The sequence below is a fragment of the Alteromonas sp. KS69 genome (assembly GCF_003989595.1).
Taxonomy (GTDB): Bacteria; Pseudomonadota; Gammaproteobacteria; order Enterobacterales; family Alteromonadaceae; genus Alteromonas; species Alteromonas naphthalenivorans.
In genome coordinates this window covers 198692-216216 of sequence record NZ_PYHU01000048.1, presented here as the reverse complement: position 1 = coordinate 216216, position 17525 = coordinate 198692, and the positions used below count along the sequence as shown (strand labels likewise).

The window sequence follows — 17525 nt, the reverse complement described above, 5'->3', positions numbered from 1 at the left end:
TTGCCAGTAACCAACGGGGGGGAGCCGACGATGACACGAAAAGCCCACTAGTAGCATATGTGTTCCCCGTGCCCACGGGGCTTATCCGGCGTAGAGAGGCAAGTGTTGCGCTTGCTGGGGGTGTTCCCCGTACCCGCGGGGCTGAACCGTGCTAAAAACTTACCCCACGCTAGACGACTTAGTGTTCCCCGTACCCACGGGGCTGAACCGCTATCCGCTTTGGGGTAGTAGCCATCGGCTCCCGTGTTCCCCGTACCCACGGGGCTGAACCGGCAATAAAACCGTGGGCGCTGAAGAAATAAAGGTGTTCCCCGTACCCACGGGGCTGAACCGAGTTCTGGACAACGTGACCAGATTATGCTTACGTGTTCCCCGTACCCACGGGGCTGAACCGGCTGCTAAGAGTGAGCCTGAGTGGACGCATGTGTGTTCCCCGTACCCACGGGGCTGAATCGCCCTTAAACGTGGTTTTACGTCGTATAACTTGCAAAGTGAAACGTAAACTTCTAATCATCGGTGTGAATTTCTTTGACGGTTATGATAGTAAAAGGTTACCGACCAAAACCATCAAAACATAACAATTGACTCTGTCACATTACTCTGTCACATTGAATGCATACTTACTCACAGACCACGAGTTCTGTAGGCTTCAGTTTTGTGGAGGAGAATCCCTCTCTCTCCGCCAAATAGAAAAAGCCCCGTTTCTTTGCGAAGAACGGGGCTTTTTTGTGTTTAATGCAAAATGTGTAAAAGCATAAACCATGCATGCATAAAAATTTTAAAACTCAGCTTATTGAAGTACCAAAATTTAAAGCCTCTTCAATGAGCAGATGACACAACCACTACATGAATAAATTTCATGATCTTAATTATCAAAGCGCGGCACCAAGTAGTACAATCGCGTTTTTTATTTCATCATTCGTTAGTAGAGCCGTAAAATGAAATTCTTTATAACCCTTATTCGCAACTTACTTGGGGCTATCATTGCATTTGTCGATGTAATAACCCGGGGCACTAAACTAAAACGTTCGCCAGAACAACAAGTGCAAGTGGCAGAGGAAAGCCAAAATTTGGCTTTATACCAGTTCTTTGGTTGCCCTTTTTGCATTAAAACTCGCCGCGCAATGTACAAATATAATCTGCCTATTCAAAAGCGAAATGTATCAGAAGGTTCGCCTTACAGAGAAGAGCTGTTACAAGGCGGCGGAAAAATTCAAACGCCATGTCTTCGAATTGAAAATAACGATGGCGTTGAGTGGCTATACGACTCTAAAGCGATTATCGGCTATTTAGAAACACGCTTTGTTGAAGCAAAGTAACTGATTATTATAGTTGAAGTTATTGTTAAAGTTCCTAGCTTCACTGTAACGGCTAGCCCTGCTAAAAGGGCTAACCCTCTACGAAGAACAGCTGTAGTGTGAAATACCTCCAGCATTAAAATATTCTCGCGGGCGCAAACGGTAATAACCGCTTTGTGTTTGCTCTGATTGTTCTTCGTAGGGTTTAGTCAGCACGTCTTGCAGTGCGTGAATACGATCAAAATTGCCAACTTGTGCGTCTTTATACGCCGGTACAACTAACCATTCACGCCATGTAAACTTAGGGTTAGTAAGCTTCATCTTTTTTGAAATATCATTAATATCACCCGACTTTTCAAGTTGAGTTCGCCAACTTTTTAGCCACTCATTCCATTCAAAACTCATGCTTTCTTTAAGCTCAGCATAAAAACTTGTTTTTAGTGCTTCAACATCCTTAGGAAGGTTAGATAACTCTCTAAAAAAGTGGTTATAGTCCACACCAGTGCGCATCATTAAGTGTAATAGTTGAAGCAGCAGCTCATTATCGTAAGCGTTAAGCCCGAGTTTTGCGGCCCACATGTTGTCCATCTTTTCTTGCATGACCGTGGCAAAGTTGCTGTTCACATCACGTAATGCTTCTAGTTCAGTTGGTGCATTGATGAGCAAGGGCTCCACAGCGCGACAAAACATATCAAAGTTTTTTTCTGCCGCTACAGGCTGGTTTAAAAACGAGAAGTGACGACCTCCACCAGTCCATGGTTGGTAAGCTGGGTCGAATAACTCACAAAACCCAAAGGGTCCGTAATCAAGTGTATATCCTCCAGCCGCGCAGTTGTCGCTATTGAAGTTTCCTTGGCAATAACCTACTCGAATCCAATGCGCCACAAGGGATGTGAGTCGGTCTTGAAACGCGGCAGCAAGGGCAACAAGCTGAGCTTCAAAGGATTGGGCTGTATCGATATCATTTTTATATTCACGTTCAATCAAATGTGCTGCTAGAAGCTGAAGCTCTTTTAAAGCCGTAGGGTGTTGGTTGCTTCTTGCTCGTCTTCCAAAAAGTTCTAGCTGGCCCACGCGAATAAATGAAGGGGCAACGCGGGTTGAGATGGCCACAAGGTTTGGCACCATGACTTCTGGGTCTTGAGAGTTTGAGCCCTCTAAATACCAAGGTCTGTCGACAGTTTCAGACTGAGACATAAATAAACTGAGAGAACGCGACGTAGGAACACCCAATGCGTGCATATGCTCTTGTACTAAAAACTCTCGAACACTCGAGCGCAATACTGCTCTGCCGTCTGCGCCCCGGCAGTATGGTGTTCTTCCTGCGCCCTTTAACTGCATTTCAAAGCGCTTTCCATTAGTAACAATTTCCAGTACTGAAAGGGCTCGGCCATCTCCATATCCATTGCCCGTTGAAAATGGGCATTGCTGAATATATTCGGTGCCATAAATTGACAAGGCATAGCCGGTAGCCCAGCCATAGGGTCGTAACTCGGCGGGTAGGGAAGTCATGTCACCAGCAAACAAACGCATAAATTCAGGCGTGTGGGCAAGACTGTTATCAAAGCCTAATTCTTCAAAGAACGTTTGGCTATGAGCAACGTAGATAGGGTTTTCAATAGGGGTGGGCGTTACCGGTACATAATGGCCAGAGAATACCTGCCTTGGGTTATGCTCATTACCATCTTCTTTAGCGTGCGGATCCACAACCAGACTATTTAAAAATGAATAATCAACGTATTTTGCAAGGTCGCTAACAGTTTGAATTGGCTGTTCAGTTTTATTTTCTTGATCGTCTAACATTGGCGCCTCTTTAACACGTTTGATTTAGAGGGCATTGTACTACATATCCATCTCGTTACTTTACACTGTGGTGAGTATTTGAAGTTGCAGCTCATAGTGGTAAATTTAGATAGCCGATTCATGTCACAATTATGGTCACTTAGTCGGTGATACGGTTCTCAAAACGATTGCCGACACCATTAAAGTGACCTTGCGGGATTATGATACTCCAGGGCGTTTTGGCGGCGAGGAGTTTATTGCTATTTTGCCAGGCACTTCAGGTGAACAAGCCCTGACCATTGCTGAGCGGGTTAGAGCAGCTGTGAGCAAGCTAGAAATTGGCTTAGAAAACTCATCACAGGTATCTAACGTTACGGTTAGTTTAGGCGTAGCTAACCTAGTACCAACCGACAGCAAAGCAGAATCTATCATCGGCAGAGCCGATAAAGCCTTGCTAAAAGCCAAACAGATGGGCCGCAATCAAGTGGTACTTGGTGATTAACTGTTGCACAACCTATTCGTTCAATAAGACCCAGATGCATGTAAACCTGCTTGCAACCCTACACATACGATTTTACACTTCCGTTTTTTAAGACCCGTAACGGAAATTTTATATGAATTACGACAATGTCGATGCTTTAAAAAAGCACTTAATTGAATCTCCTGAAAGCATTGAGTTTGGAGATGTAACAGCCTTTATCGATAATGCATTCACATTCACGCCAACGGCCTTTACCAATGGTGAAGTAACTAATGAAGCTAACCAAAACAATGGTTCTTGCAAATTACTCGCGTTAGGCCAGCATCTTCAACTTAACCAAGCACAGACATTAGCACTGTTTGGTGGCTTCTATCGTGATGACGTTTTAAAAAATCCTGATGGTGATGACCACGCAAATATTCGCAATTTTATGCAGACAGGGCATGAAGGCGTGAGTTTTGAGGCTTTTCCGCTATCCGTTAAAAGCTAGATTCTTATCTAGGCTCAGAATCTCTTAATGTTAGTACTTCTGCGCCTGTCGCCGTTACCAATACCGTGTGTTCCCACTGAGCAGATAGTTTCTTATCTCGTGTAACCACGGTCCAACCGTCTTTTTTAAGCTTTGTTTTATACGTGCCTTGGTTAATCATGGGCTCTATTGTGAAGGTCATGCCTGCTTCCAATTTAAGCCCAGTTCCCGCGCTACCCACGTGGACTATTTCTGGCTCTTCATGCATTTCTTTGCCAATGCCATGGCCACAATAATCGCGAACAACACTGTACCCATGTTTCTGCGCATGCTCTTGAATAGCGGCACCAATGTCACCAATTGTCGAGCCGTGTTTAACGGTCTCTATGCCTTTGTACATCGCTTCATAAGTCACATCAATTAACTTTTTCGCAATAGGTGAAACTGTACCAATTGCGTACATTTTGCTGCTATCTGCAATATAGCCATTTTTTTCTAGGGTGATGTCTATGTTGACGATATCACCATTCTTAAGCTTTTTAGCTGCAGAAGGAACACCATGGCAAACCACGTCATTCACAGAACTATTGAGTACAAATTGATACCCATATTGCCCTTTACTTGCGGGTCTTGCTTTAAGGCAATCAACAATAAACCGTTCTACAAAGCTATCAATTTCAAGGGTGGTAATGCCAGGAGCCATAAAGCTATCTAGCTCGTTGAAAACCTTTGCCAGTAATTTGCCTGATTCACGCATTAGTGCAATTTCACTGGCTGATTTTATAAGGCTATTCACTAACCAACCTTACTGAAGATACGTTTTGAGAGCGCATCTCTAAATCAATGATTTGTTCATAAGATAATTTGGGATTTTGCTCTGCTAGCCGGCCGACTTTCATCCAAAATTCTGCTTGCGAATTAATAGAACGTTCCATCACTGCGCTGGTTTTACGCACCTCTTCATGCAATGCATCAGATATCTTAACAATTCCCATAATAAACCCAATTTAGAAATATATGTTTTGCTACATAATGTACTAAAACATGTATCTTGTCTAATGCTTGATTCGTGAACTTAATAGCAGCAGACGTTAACAAAACCCATGCGACACTTTTTGTCGCATGTGTTATTTATGCTAATAGGCAATTCCAATAACAGGTCGATACTTGTGAACGCATTCCAGCGAAAGTTAGACATTCTACAATTTATACCCCGCGCACCTCGTAAAGTGTCGAGTCGGCAGATTTTAGATAACTTGCAAAACAGTGGTCACGCCAATATTGATATGCGTACTGTGCAGCGAGATTTAAAAAGCCTTGAGCAAATAGGCTTGTTTGGCCTTGAAGTGGATAAACGCTCAAAACCCTTTGGCTGGAATATTAATGCCTGTTTCAAGAAATTAAACTTAAGCTTGATGGATGGCAATACCGCCCTTGCGTTCAATGTACTCGAGCAATCTAGTGAAACCCTTCCGAATACTACATTGAAAGAACTACAGCCTTACTTCAATAAGGCCGAGCAAATACTAGCTCATGATAACGACTCGCTTTTGCAGCATTGGTCAAAGTCGGTGAGTAATGTGCAAGTGTCACAACCTTTGGTGCCACCTGATATCGACCCGGTTACGTTAGAGCGTTTAAAAAACGCTTTGTATTACAAAAAACAGGTGAATGCAGATATAAAAAGGCTTTTCAAGCGCGCAAAAAAAGCAGTATGGAAGCATTATGATAAAGTGAACCCAATGGGGTTAATACAGCAAAATGGTCGTCTAATATTTATATGTACTTTTGGATCTTTGCATACCAGACGATATTCCTTACCGATAAATTTTATTCGAAATGTTGAGGTGACAAAGAGTGATTGCCAGCAAAGCAATGACTATCACAAAAGCCTCCGAGCTGAGTTGGTGTCAACGCAAGAAAAAGCGGAATTGAAACTGCTTATCAACGACAATTCTTTCTTCCTATTACACGGCTATAAGCTGGCTGAAGATCAAAACATCTGCAGCTCAACGATTGCCGGAAAGTCACTATTGACGGCAACGGTTACCGACGACAGTAAGCTTCGCGCATTTTTAAGAGGGCTAGGAAGTAATATTGAAGTTCTTGAGCCCTTATCGCTTAGACGTTACTTTACAGGCTTGTCGGAAAGCCTCTACCAGACTTACTGCAATTAATATAACAACGCGCGTTTTAGCGTTGATTATTCGGGCTGGCGAAGCGTTATTCTCTAGCCTTTTCCTTTTAGCCTCACGAAAGTCGGGGTATCTAGATACTCGCTTTTACCATTATAGGGTTGAGATAGTCTTGGTCGCTTCATCTCTACTATCTTTTCAGAAGAAGGTTCGCTTTGCGCATCAGGTGGAATGCCTGTCGCAATAACCAACACCTCAGCAAAGTGGGGAAGTTCTTCCGAGATAGTTACGCCACTAATAATCAATGCTCGAGAGCTGTCTATCAAGGTTTGTAGCTCAGCCAGCATACTTTCGTACATTGCAAGGCTGGGCTCTTGTTGACAAGATAGCTGAACTATTACACCTTGCGTGCCTTTAATATGGTTGGTTTGTACTAAAGGGTTCTTCAAAGCATGCGTTAGTGCATCACAAAGTGTTTCATCACTGTGCGCCACGCCAACGCCTAAGGCGGTATCACCTTCAAGTGATAGAATATGGCTGAAATCGTTGATATCAACATTGATGTAACCCGTGCTGGTTAGCATAGTAATGATGGATTCAACAATTCGCTGCATTTGCGTGTCACAATGCCGGAAGGCGCTAATAATGCCCACGGTTGCATCAAGCGCGGTGATAAGTGCATCGTTTGAAAGCACCAGGGTCGCGTTGGCTTTGCGCTTAATTTCTTCAAGGGCGTGATAGGCTATTTCTTTGCGTTTATCCCCTTCAGATTTAAAGGGCAGGGTAACAAAGCAAAGGGCATCTATTCCCATTTCTGATGCTAAATCTAACAACACTGAAGTGGCACCGCTGCCGGTTCCTCCTCCAAGCCCTGCTATCACTATAATGAGGGTGTCGTCGGCGATCAGGGCTTTTAATAACTCAATACTATGTTCGGCGGCATGTTTAGCCACGTCAGGGTTGGCGCCTGCGCCGAAACCTTTTGTGGTGTGCTCGCCAATCAACACAACTTCATGCTTTGTTGAATGTTCTTGAGATTGTTTATGTGAAAGGTTTTGACACTGGTTTAGCGCAGAAATATCGGTATTAATCGAGCTAAACCTAATGGTGCTGTGCGCTGAAGCGGAAGACATATTGCTAATTGCGTTACCTCCACACCCACCTACACCAATAACGTGAATATTTATTTTTGTTGCGTCTTTTTCCCACATAACCACCACCGAAACTTGACCAAAGAAGAGTACTTAGGATGATGTATTAATGCGGTAAAAACTGACGCACCCAGCGTTTACCTCAGTAAAAGAGCACAGTTATTTTAGTAAAAAAAGAACCTAAATCTCAAAAAGGCACTTTAGTTATCACTTTGCCATCTATCGCACGAAACATCTCTTTGTGTTCTTTCCAATAGCCGCTTACTGTTACCCTAAGAAAAGCGGATAAAAAGGCTATAGCCTCAAACCCGCGAATCTGCGGGCCCGAGCGGATTAGTGTGAAAGCCTGTAGCACAAGAGCCGATGGCATTGGAGCTCGTGCACACACAAGCCTAGTCAATTACGGGGTTTCCACGTAAGGAATAAAGCGCCCTAAAATAATAACGCTAGTCCACAAGAATAGTGATATCCAAGCTACCACCTGCGCATTTTTATCTAGTTGCGCCGGGGTATTCAACGCACGTGCAGACATGGGCATAGTAGCCATTTGCGGCTTAACACGTATTACAAAATAAAGCGTGTTAAGCCCCGCCAATATTATGCATCCCATTTTGGCCCAAAACGCAATATTCACAAGATACCTATCGGCATCGCCTACAACAAAGAGTAAGCCCGAAACCACATTGATGGCGAAACCAATCAACGCCCAACGTAAGAATACGTCAACCTGCTTGATGGGCACAGCCTTAGCAAAGCCTACCATTCTTAAATCAACTACCAGCAGCGAGCCAAAAAGCAAACACAGCCCTAAAAAATGTGACATTTCTAATGCTGGAAATACGACGGCATTGTCCATAACAAAACTGCTGATAGGGCTAGCATTAAGGGTATCGATAACCCACGAAAGTAATGAATTCATAGGTAACCTCCTTAAGACATGTAGCCAATTAATCGGCCAGCAATAATTGCGGCCACCCAACTGACCATGGCAACGGCAGCAAGTTTTTTATGCTTCGTCGACACGCTGTCAGTTTGTTTAATACAAATAATGACTAACCGCCATGTCAGCACAAGGCCTGCAACAACCAACAGAATTTTAATCCGAAATGCCCAATTAAAATAAAGCTCTGATGCATTTCCACAAAATAGCGCCACACCTGAAACTAAATTAATGCCAAACCCAACTAAAGCCACTCTCCAATAGTTTGCCATTGCAGTAACCGGAATAACTGAAGCGAAGCCAAGCACCCGAAGGGTTAGCATTAATGCTATGCCCACCATGGTAGCCATGCCTATTGCATGTAAGGACAGCACGATAGGGTAGCCCCATTCGGTATTTGATATGGTTTGACCTACCTTTGAGTCTTCAAGCTTGTACAGCGTACCCATGGCTGATTGACGGGCTGCGTTGTCGTCTTTTAAATTGTCATTTCCTGCAGTTTTGTTGTCGAGTGTTGTGGCGCTAGGCTCAAGATTACCTGAGCCTCGTTCGGCAGTAAGGTCGTCACAGTCATAAGGCTGATAGCTGTCTTGTGTGAAGGTGACTTCATCTGAACCTGTCATAGGTGCTTTAAGGTAAAGCGGATCGGTAATGGTATATTCACGTTTTAAGACCGTGCCATCTTCGTTTAGTGAGAAGCGCTCTACAATCACCATCTCACGGCTGTTTTTAGCCGGTGACGGTGGACCGCCATTGCCTCTTGGGCCTGCTGGTGGGCCATTCCTACCATCTGGTTCGCCTTCAGGGCGAGGAGGACGATTGTTGCCTTGAGGGCTCCCCATACTAGCCCCAGTGCTAGCATCGTCAGGCTTTCCTCCAGGACCTCCGCCCATGGGCGCCATTAACCATCCTTCGTCAAAGCCAGTGGTGGTTACCACTAAGGTATTTCCTTCCCATATACCGGTCGAAAATCCTGCTCGATTGGGCTCATAGTCTTCGGGCATCTTAGTACCATCTAAATAAATGGTACGTGTCAGACTCATAAATCCGTAAGTTAGGTTTATCTGTGTGCTGGACTGTTCAATTTTATTAACCATAAGATCGAACCACCAATCCATGATGATATTAGTCGGTTCACATTGGTATCTAGGGTTTTCATCTTGAGTCGCCCCTTCTACCGCCAAAGCACCTGCATCAGTTAACTGTGCAAAAGCGCCGCCACCGCCAGGTCTGCTACCTTCTTTGCGCACCATTGCCCAATTTCCTGCTAGATTTGGTCTTCCATCAGCGCGAATAGTTTCGCGTTCAACGGTAACGTCACTGTCAACAGCTGATGCGGTACTTGCGCCGTTAACAAGGCTCCCGTTATCATCAAACACACTATTTCGGTTAGCGGTTACGCCATTTTCGAAAGTAATTTGCTGCATATAACATGTAGTGGGGTCGTTTCTATCTGGAGAGCCTAAAATGGTGATAGCACTGCCTGCTTTGAATTGCTCTGTGTTCCATCCTCTACGTTTGAGTAACGAGCCTGACTGTAGCTCACAACGCATATTTGTTACGCTGCCATCTTCGTTCGTAACATCGAAATACACATAGGCATGCGGGTTAACTAACCGTACTCGAGTAATCTCGCCAGACAACTCAATCGTTTTATTCGTTTCAAATTGACCGCTACTTCCATGATGGGCGAAGGCCACATTCGGTAAAATAAGCGCTACAAGTACACATAGGCATCGTAGATTCCACATTGGTGTTGATTCCTTCCCACTTAAAAAATGTAAATAATGCGAGCCGTTCCTCGCCTACTGAGTATCAATGAAAAAAGCAGTGATGCTAGTAATGTAAAGATCATAAAGTAAACTCGCAACGCTCGCCATTGACGAAATGTAAAGACTGGTTAAATACTTTCAAAAGCTCGGCCTCAAAGCGGTTGCTGTCATCACAAATGATTTATCAGCCATTGTGATTGACTATTATCTTCATTTTCAAAATTCTGTTTATACCTGTATCCCATTTATCTCTTGTCCTTAAAAAACTATATTCCCTCGCATCGGGGAAACCTATACCATTTTTTAAGGAGTGCTTTATATGGCTATAGCCACAGTAAACTATCATGTGAAAAGTAACGAAGTTCAGGCATTTCATTTCGATGTTAATGGCGTTGTTGGGAATTTGATTTCGCCTGAATTAATTTCAGTCAAAGTGCCGGTTACTGATATACGAAAAAAAAACTATTCAGTGAATTTCAATAAAGATGGGATCACTTTTATAAACGCACCAACAAAGGTACATGGGTTCGATGAGTCTGAAGCGTGGGCGAGTGACTATGAAAGTGAGCTTACTGCCATTCTGCAGCAACAGATAAAAGCAAAAGAAGTCATTGTATTCGACCACACAGTACGAATCGACGACCCAAATGCAACACGAAGACCTGCCCGCAACGTTCACAATGACTATAGTGAAGGTGGGGTAGAAAAGCGTTTGTTGGATATTTTAGGTGCCCAAAAAGCGCAAGAGTTTCAGCAAGGGCATTTTGGGTTTGTTAATGTATGGCGCCCAGTGGAATACACGATACCTTCATCCCCTTTAGGGTTTATCTGCCCACGCTCGATGCAAGAAGATGACTGGATGAACATCGAATTGGAATACCCCGATCGCAAAGGTCAAATATTAGGGGTAGCGGAAAATAGAACCCACGAATGGTTCTATCAATCTGATATGACACCCGAAGAAGCGATTATATTTAATATCTATGATAACCGTGGAAGGCCACATTTGGCGCATAGCGCACTCGATATGGAAGGCGATACTGCTGTGACGAAACCACGAAAGAGTATTGAAACGAGAACCCTTGTTCGGTATTAGTCTTTTAACATGGTACAGAGCGCACTTCAGAAATTGTGGGTGGTATATAAATAGAGGTGAATACCTTTTTAAGGGTTGAGGTATTTATTCAACACTTCAAGCAGCTTTTCTTTTCGAATAGGCTTGCTGACATGGTCGTTCATGCCTGCATTTAAACAGGCGTCAATATCTTGCTGCATAGCATTTGCTGTTAACGCAATAATAGGTAAGGTACCGTTCATTTGATGGCGTATGACCCGAGTGGCCTCGTACCCATCCATTTCTGGCATTTGAATATCCATCAAAATAATATCAAATGATTGTTGAGATAACGTGTAAATAGCGTCGTTTCCGTTAGCAGCACGAATTATTTGTAGATTTGTGGCGTTTAGCATTGCCATTATAACTTCAACGTTTATGTCATTGTCTTCGGCCAATAGCACGCGTGTTTTTTGGAACTGGGTAATGAGTTGTTCGGCTTCTGGGTTCTGAATGTATTCTTCACCTATTGAATGACAAAATTCCAAAGTAAAGTAAAAGCGTGAACCTTGTCCAATGGCGCTAACAACGTGAAGTTTAGAGCTCATTTGCTCTAATAATTTATTGCAAATATTTAAGCCTAGGCCTGAGCCTCCATACTTTCGTGCCGTTGAGCTTTCAGCTTGAATGAAGGGTTGAAACAAGTTTTCTTGTTGAGACTCACTAATACCGATGCCGTTGTCCTGAACCCATACGTCGAACAAGCAGTGGGTGTTGTCTTTCTGTTTAACCTTAATACCTATTTCTATATCCCCAGCACTTGAAAATTTAATGGCGTTGCTAATCAAGTTAGCAAGTACTTGTTTAAGCCTAAGTTCGTCAAAAATCATCTCTTTAGGAAGCTCTTTATCGATATTTAGCTTAATCGTTAATCCCTTGTTGCTTGCTTGCGCGTGGAATATATCAAGTAGCTTTCTTATGCTTTGACGTAAGTTATACGGTCCGTAATCTAGCGCTAGCTTACCCGCTTCAATTTTAGAGAAGTCCAGTAAGTCATTAATAAGTTGCAGAAGCATTTCAGATGAATTGACAATTTGGCTGGTGAGCTTTTTAGTTTGTTTATCTTCTAGTTTGTCAGTCAGTACTTGCCCAAAACCAATGATAGCGTTCAAAGGGGTTCTAATTTCGTGGCTTATGTTAGAAATGAACTCTGTTTTAAGCCTGCTGTGAAGTTCGGCTTTTTCCTTCGCTGATATATAAAGTGCATTGGTCTTGCGTGCTTTTTTAAGCAAAATTAAAATAATAACCAAGGTGACAAGGGTTAATGCAATAAAAATCACGAGCCAGCGGGTGAAGAGCTTTTGCGTTTGCTGAGCAGCTTCCCTAGCGTCAAGCAGTTCAGAAATAGCGCGGTTTTCTTTTTCTAATAGTGTGGTTTTTTCTTTTTGCTGCTCTATTTCGTAAACTAAATTTGCGCTCTCTAATAGCTCTAAATCTTCGTACTTTTTAGCTTCAAGGTATTCGTTATGGTAAACCTCGTATTCCTTGTACGCCGTTTCAAAATCACCTTCTTTGGCGCTAATTTGTGAGGCGAGCTTTTCAAGTTCTGCCCGCCATGTGGTCTTTTCACCCACGCGGTAGTCGTCATAGGTGCTGCGAGATTTATCAAGGGCCACTCTCGCTTCGCTTAAACGTCCCCGTTCCATCAACGCCTTCGCTTTTAATCTATAAATTTCGCTATCGTAAAAAGAGGTGGTAAGTGGGTGAGAAGTGACCGTTTCAGCCAGCTTCAACGCTTCTTCAATATTGTCAGTTCGAAAATAAGTAGACGCCATTCCATATAAGGCGATGTATTCTGCGTAATTAATGTCTATCTTTCTGTCAGATTCAATGGTTTGCTTAAAGTAGGTAATCGCTTTATCGAAGTTGCCCATATTTCTAAATAAAATGCCTATGGCGTACAGGTTGTCACTAACAAGCGGCCATTCATTGAGGGCTTTTGACTCTGCTAACGACTTCTCATAATACTCAAAGGCAATATCAAAAGACTTTACCGAGTGATAATAATCAGCAGCTATATAGTGATACAGGGCCGTGGCATAAGTGAGGTTATTTTCATGAACCAGTTCGTTAAGCGTATTTAATAAGTTAGCGCTTGATGCGAAAACTTGCCCTTCATTGTATGAAAGGATGAGATACGCAATTGCTATAGCCTTAACAGAAGAACTGGCAGCAGGAGATTGTATGACTTCACCGAACAACTGATATGACCGGTCATAATTAGCATTGATGCCTACCATTCTGGCCAGCCCCAATTTAATGATTAAACCATCTTCCGTTTCAGTGACTAAAGATTCTAGAATAGTCATCACATCATCAGGGGCGGTGTGATGTAATTTGAGCTTAAGTTGAATGTAGCTAACGGCTATTTTAGTTTTTTCAAACGAGGTGAAGTCAGGGGTGAGTAATCGTGTTTCCAGCGTCGATATCACTTCGCCAATGGGCATGGGGCTTTCAGTTTTAACCCGTGAATTCAACGACTCAAGTTCAGTCAATACATTGGCATACGCCACATGGCTAAATATACTAAGGCCAACTATTGTTAGAACTCTAAGAGAAAATTGGGTAATGGATAGCACAGTATTTTCTTACGTCTTGTTAGGTGACTGCTAGGCTTGAACTAACATCAACGAACTAAATTCAGTCTTTGCAAATTAGCAGACTTAACACGTTATGTCTTGAATTTAGGATAATTATCCACCGCGCCATTTGAAATTTAGCCTTTAGTCTAATGTTTTAAGTTTTATTGATATTTGCTCAAGCATTTCTACGTGTTCTTTTTAAAAGCCGTTTTAGGTAACCCTTAGCCTAGTATGACAATAAGTCATCTTCGTAACAAAGGCATGATAGCCCACAAGTCGCCACGTAGCATGACCACCGAACCTGCAATATCGGGCTTCCGATGAATAATTAACATATATGCTTGTCTTCTTAACTTTCTAAAAGCAGAATACGACCACAAAAAATAGTTCATCGCCAGATAGTTGGAAGCTTTATATGATTGGTTTTTTCAAGCCTGCAGCACATAAAACTCGGTTACAAGAACAAGAAATAGATCCAGTTTATAAAAAGCTTAGATGGCAGATATTCCTCAGTATCTTTGTCGGCTATGCGGGTTACTACCTTGTTAGAAAGAACTTTTCACTGGCCATGCCTTATTTAATTGAAGAGCAAGGCTTCACAAAAGGTGAGTTAGGTTTTGCGCTGTCTGCAGTCTCTATTGCCTACGGGTTAAGTAAATTTTTAATGGGCAATGTTTCTGATAGAAGCAACCCCAGATACTTTTTAATGACAGGGCTATTACTGTCTTCCTTGGTCATGTTTATTTTTGGTTTTGTGCCATGGGCAACCCAGAGCATAGCAATTATTTTTCTGCTGCTTTTTATTAACGGTTGGGTGCAAGGTATGGGGTGGCCCGCCTGTGGCCGTACTATCGTACATTGGTACTCGGGGAATGAACGAGGACAAGTTGTTTCGGTTTGGAATATTGCGCATAACGTTGGCGGCGGACTCATTGGCCCTTTATTTATCTTGGGAATGGCGTGGTTTAATGATTGGCGTAGCGCTTTTTATGTACCCGCAGCCTTCGCTGCATTAATCGCCGGTTTTGTATTTTTAACCTTACGAGATACACCGCAAAGTTGTGGTTTGCCACCTATTGAAGAACATCGCAACGACTATCCTCTCGATTATGAAGAAAAACATGAGCAAGAACTCAGTGCTAAAGAAATATTTGTTACCTACGTATTGAACAACAAACTCCTGTGGTTTATCGCTATTGCCAATGCGTTTGTGTATCTCATTCGATATGGCGTTTTAGATTGGGCGCCGCTGTACTTGTCAGAAGTAAAAGACTTCTCATTCGAGCATAGTTCTTGGGCGTACTTGTTGTATGAGTGGGCGGGCATTCCAGGTACGCTGTTATGCGGTTACATTAGCGACAAATGGTTTAAAGGCCGTCGTTCACCCGCTGCTATTTTGTACATGGTGCTCGTATTAGTCGCCGTTCTTGTATATTGGTTTAACCCTGCTGGAAACCCATCCATAGATATGGCTGCGCTAATGGCTATTGGCTTTTTAATCTATGGGCCTGTTATGTTGATAGGTTTATACGCGCTAGAATTGGTGCCAAAGAAAGCCGCTGGCACGGCAGCCGGATTAACGGGACTGTTTGGGTATCTTGGTGGTGCCGTTATCGCCAATATTGCCTTAGGTTTTACCGTCGATTACTTCGGTTGGAATGGCGGATTCGTACTACTCACAGGTGGGTGTATTTGTGCCATTGTGTTAATCGGGTTTACGGTTAAACATGAAATTGCGCATTTGAAAAGTAAAGAAGCGTCTGCAGCTAACTAAATGATGACGTTTATTTAACGCGAAATCTTGCCGTATTTAGACGTATTTAAATCTGGCAGTGGGTAATAGCATGAGCAAAATAAAGACAGCAAACAAAGCGAATATCGTCATGTTAGGCGCTGGGAGCATCGGATGTTATTTAGGAGGCTGTTTGCTGTCTGTTGGCGCGAATGTCACCTTAATTGGCCGTGCAAGGCTAAAAGAACAAATCGGGAAGAGCGGCTTAACGTTAACCGATTGGCGGGGTAGGAATACAAAGCTTAAACCGGACGCCGTTAATTTTACTAAAAGTGCCGAGGTAATGGAGAATGCTGATTACATTTTAGTGTGCGTAAAAAGCGGTGATACTCAAGAGGCTGCGTTGCTTATTGCGCAATATGGCAATAGCCTTCTACAGAAAACTAATCCGATTGTTATCAGCTTTCAAAACGGCGTAAGAAACGCACAGGTACTATCAGAATGCTTACCGAATTATACCGTCATGAAAGGCATGGTTCCCTTTAACGTGCTAGGGCAGGGCGACGGGCATTTTCACTGCGGTACAGAAGGCAATTTGTGTATTGAAGATAAAGCCGGGAAAGCGGAAGACTTAGTCGGCCTGTTTGACATGGCCGACTTGCCTGTTCAGGTGTATAAGGATTTATCTAGTGTGCAGTGGGGTAAGCTGCTCATGAATTTAAATAACGCCGTTAATGCACTTTCAGGCAAACCACTACTTGAGCAATTGCACGACAACGAATACCGAAAAGTAATGGCGGTTGTGCTAAAAGAAGCGTTAGTCGCAATGAAAACGGCTGGTATTGAACCGGCTAAAACAGGCAAGGTCGTTCCTAAACTTATGCCTTATATTATGTCATTGCCTAATTTTTTGTTTAAAAAGGTAGCTGCTGCAACGTTAAAAATTGACCCTCAGGCACGTTCATCTATGTATGAGGACTTAGCGCTGAATAGAAAAACAGAGGTCGATTACCTAAATGGCGAAATTGTTGCTTTAGGTGAAGCGCATCAAGTGAGTACCCCCGCTAATACCGCAATAGTCAAACTCATTAAAGCAGCTGAAAGCGCAAGAGAAGGGGCACCAAGATTGACTGCAGCCACCCTACAACAAGCGATAGCTGCTAGCTAGTCTATCGCTTTTAATCGTCTTGAAGGTCGTTAATATCGTCAATAATCTTGTTGAGCTTTTTCAACAAGTGTGACTTCTGCTTAGCGGTCATTGTCTTTACCAACTCATCGGCCAACGATAAATATGCTTCTCTGTTAGCCTTTCTGCGTGCTAGGTACTCTTCGGTGCGGTAGTCATCAGGGTGAGTAAGTAGGTGGGTTAGCTTTTGTTGAAAGGCTTCTGTATTTTGTCTGCTTGCAAACAGTCGGCGCGCTTCATTCTGCATGGTTATGCGGTATTCAAGCCAGTTTCCACGGGTACGGGCGAAGTGAGGTGCGGCATTCGCTATCATCGTTTTTTGCTCGTCAGTTAAGTCACCTACACTGTCTTCAAAACCTTCTTCGAAATTCTCAATTAACTTTTCAAGCCTTTCGCTGTCAGACATTGAGTCGTACTCATCAAGCTCTTCTTGCTCTTCTTTATTTTCTTTTTGAATTGCAGCAAACAAATAAATAACTTGGTCGTCACTTAAGCGGGAAGCGAGTTCTGCTAACTCAGGCGCTATTTTCGAACGTAATGTCATTACGTGCTCATTAGCCTGATTTAGATGATTGGCAATAACAGCTTTGTTTAACTTATCTTGTTTTATATCTTCGGTTATCTGCTCTAGTTGGGCCAAATATAAAGCCAATTGTTCTTCTCTGTGCCAATCAATCCACCCTTCAAGCTTAATATCGAAAATAGCTTCTTGTGAATCGTTAAGCTCTACATAATCGTCCATGTACCAATAAATAAGCCAATCGAGGTTATTGTATGCAAGCTTAGACGAGCACCCTGTCAGTACTAAGAAGCCAAGAACAAGCCATAACTTTTTCATCTTTAAATCCGTTGTCGATGTAGCTATTAGCTACTGATATATAAA

General features: G+C 43.0%; 15 protein-coding genes and 1 CRISPR repeat array. Of the genes, 7 read left to right on the top strand and 8 right to left on the bottom strand.

Features of this window, described 5'->3' with window-relative positions; all coding sequences use genetic code 11:
- Positions 1-59: 59 nt before the first annotated feature.
- Positions 60-455: direct repeats of the CRISPR family, unit length 29 nt; unit sequence GTGTTCCCCGTACCCACGGGGCTGAACCG.
- 483 nt (positions 456-938) lie between these two features.
- The gene (locus tag C7Y69_RS20270; protein WP_013784864.1) at positions 939-1319 is read left to right on the top strand and encodes a glutathione S-transferase N-terminal domain-containing protein; all 381 of its coding nucleotides are present in this window, start codon (positions 939-941) and stop codon (positions 1317-1319) included.
- Positions 1320-1397: 78 nt separating this feature from the next.
- Here C7Y69_RS20270 and C7Y69_RS20265 read toward each other — a convergent pair whose 3' ends face one another.
- Positions 1398-3101 (bottom strand): protein adenylyltransferase SelO family protein, encoded by a 1704-nt coding sequence (locus C7Y69_RS20265; protein WP_126873985.1) that lies wholly within the window; start codon positions 3099-3101, stop codon positions 1398-1400.
- Positions 3102-3210: 109 nt separating this feature from the next.
- Here C7Y69_RS20265 and C7Y69_RS20260 point away from each other — a divergent pair, with 109 nt between their 5' ends.
- Both C7Y69_RS20260 and C7Y69_RS20255 read left to right on the top strand, forming a co-directional pair.
- The gene (locus C7Y69_RS20260; RefSeq protein WP_126873984.1) at positions 3211-3582 is read left to right on the top strand and encodes a GGDEF domain-containing protein; all 372 of its coding nucleotides are present in this window, start codon (positions 3211-3213) and stop codon (positions 3580-3582) included.
- 112 nt (positions 3583-3694) lie between these two features.
- A complete protein-coding gene (locus C7Y69_RS20255) occupies positions 3695-4051 on the top strand; it encodes a HopJ type III effector protein (protein ID WP_126873983.1) in 357 nt (118 codons plus the stop codon).
- Between the two features lie 4 nt (positions 4052-4055).
- Here the strand turns inward: C7Y69_RS20255 and map are convergent, their stop codons facing one another.
- Positions 4056-4826, bottom strand: coding sequence for a type I methionyl aminopeptidase (gene map / locus C7Y69_RS20250; RefSeq protein WP_126873982.1), 771 nt, complete (start codon positions 4824-4826; stop codon positions 4056-4058).
- Positions 4819-5025, bottom strand: a complete 207-nt coding sequence (locus tag C7Y69_RS20245; RefSeq protein ID WP_013784859.1) for a ParD-like family protein — start codon at positions 5023-5025, stop codon at positions 4819-4821. The genes map and C7Y69_RS20245 overlap by 8 nt, the downstream gene beginning before the upstream one ends.
- 174 nt (positions 5026-5199) lie before the next feature.
- Between C7Y69_RS20245 and C7Y69_RS20240 the strand changes: the two genes are divergently transcribed.
- Positions 5200-6207 (top strand): helix-turn-helix transcriptional regulator, encoded by a 1008-nt coding sequence (locus tag C7Y69_RS20240; RefSeq protein WP_013784858.1) that lies wholly within the window; start codon positions 5200-5202, stop codon positions 6205-6207.
- 53 nt (positions 6208-6260) lie between these two features.
- On the opposite strand, the gene C7Y69_RS20235 is transcribed toward C7Y69_RS20240, so the two are convergent.
- The 3 genes from C7Y69_RS20235 to C7Y69_RS20225 form a co-directional block, all read right to left on the bottom strand.
- Positions 6261-7376, bottom strand: coding sequence for a cell division protein FtsZ (locus C7Y69_RS20235; RefSeq protein WP_126873981.1), 1116 nt, complete (start codon positions 7374-7376; stop codon positions 6261-6263).
- 340 nt (positions 7377-7716) lie between these two features.
- Positions 7717-8235, bottom strand: a complete 519-nt coding sequence (locus C7Y69_RS20230; RefSeq protein WP_126873980.1) for a DUF6644 family protein — start codon at positions 8233-8235, stop codon at positions 7717-7719.
- A gap of 11 nt (positions 8236-8246) precedes the next feature.
- The gene (locus tag C7Y69_RS20225; RefSeq protein ID WP_126873979.1) at positions 8247-10007 is read right to left on the bottom strand and encodes a DUF6152 family protein; all 1761 of its coding nucleotides are present in this window, start codon (positions 10005-10007) and stop codon (positions 8247-8249) included.
- 340 nt (positions 10008-10347) lie between these two features.
- Here C7Y69_RS20225 and C7Y69_RS20220 point away from each other — a divergent pair, with 340 nt between their 5' ends.
- Positions 10348-11124 (top strand): CmcJ/NvfI family oxidoreductase, encoded by a 777-nt coding sequence (locus C7Y69_RS20220; RefSeq protein WP_126873978.1) that lies wholly within the window; start codon positions 10348-10350, stop codon positions 11122-11124.
- A gap of 68 nt (positions 11125-11192) precedes the next feature.
- Here C7Y69_RS20220 and C7Y69_RS20215 read toward each other — a convergent pair whose 3' ends face one another.
- Complete coding sequence (locus C7Y69_RS20215; RefSeq protein ID WP_260563900.1) at positions 11193-13721, bottom strand: ATP-binding protein; 2529 nt, start codon at positions 13719-13721, stop codon at positions 11193-11195.
- Positions 13722-14139: 418 nt separating this feature from the next.
- Here C7Y69_RS20215 and glpT point away from each other — a divergent pair, with 418 nt between their 5' ends.
- Both glpT and C7Y69_RS20205 read left to right on the top strand, forming a co-directional pair.
- Positions 14140-15498, top strand: a complete 1359-nt coding sequence (glpT, locus tag C7Y69_RS20210; protein WP_126873976.1) for a glycerol-3-phosphate transporter — start codon at positions 14140-14142, stop codon at positions 15496-15498.
- Between the two features lie 70 nt (positions 15499-15568).
- Positions 15569-16624: a 2-dehydropantoate 2-reductase gene (locus C7Y69_RS20205; protein ID WP_126873975.1), complete on the top strand. Its 1056-nt coding sequence runs from the start codon at positions 15569-15571 to the stop codon at positions 16622-16624.
- A gap of 10 nt (positions 16625-16634) precedes the next feature.
- On the opposite strand, the gene C7Y69_RS20200 is transcribed toward C7Y69_RS20205, so the two are convergent.
- Positions 16635-17480, bottom strand: a complete 846-nt coding sequence (locus tag C7Y69_RS20200; RefSeq protein ID WP_126873974.1) for a DUF6279 family lipoprotein — start codon at positions 17478-17480, stop codon at positions 16635-16637.
- Positions 17481-17525: the final 45 nt, after the last annotated feature.

Bases quoted from the DNA above. Each gene is read 5' to 3' on its own strand.
- C7Y69_RS20230 (WP_126873980.1), bottom strand. From the start codon at position 8,235: ATGAATTCATTACTTTCGTGGGTTATCGATACCCTTAATGCTAGCCCT.
- C7Y69_RS20245 (WP_013784859.1), bottom strand. From the start codon at position 5,025: ATGGGAATTGTTAAGATATCTGATGCATTGCATGAAGAGGTGCGTAAA.
- C7Y69_RS20225 (WP_126873979.1), bottom strand. From the start codon at position 10,007: ATGTGGAATCTACGATGCCTATGTGTACTTGTAGCGCTTATTTTACCG.
- glpT (WP_126873976.1), top strand. From the start codon at position 14,140: ATGATTGGTTTTTTCAAGCCTGCAGCACATAAAACTCGGTTACAAGAA.
- C7Y69_RS20265 (WP_126873985.1), bottom strand. From the start codon at position 3,101: ATGTTAGACGATCAAGAAAATAAAACTGAACAGCCAATTCAAACTGTT.
- C7Y69_RS20200 (WP_126873974.1), bottom strand. From the start codon at position 17,480: ATGAAAAAGTTATGGCTTGTTCTTGGCTTCTTAGTACTGACAGGGTGC.
- C7Y69_RS20220 (WP_126873978.1), top strand. From the start codon at position 10,348: ATGGCTATAGCCACAGTAAACTATCATGTGAAAAGTAACGAAGTTCAG.
- C7Y69_RS20205 (WP_126873975.1), top strand. From the start codon at position 15,569: ATGAGCAAAATAAAGACAGCAAACAAAGCGAATATCGTCATGTTAGGC.
- C7Y69_RS20270 (WP_013784864.1), top strand. From the start codon at position 939: ATGAAATTCTTTATAACCCTTATTCGCAACTTACTTGGGGCTATCATT.
- C7Y69_RS20235 (WP_126873981.1), bottom strand. From the start codon at position 7,376: ATGTGGGAAAAAGACGCAACAAAAATAAATATTCACGTTATTGGTGTA.
- C7Y69_RS20255 (WP_126873983.1), top strand. From the start codon at position 3,695: ATGAATTACGACAATGTCGATGCTTTAAAAAAGCACTTAATTGAATCT.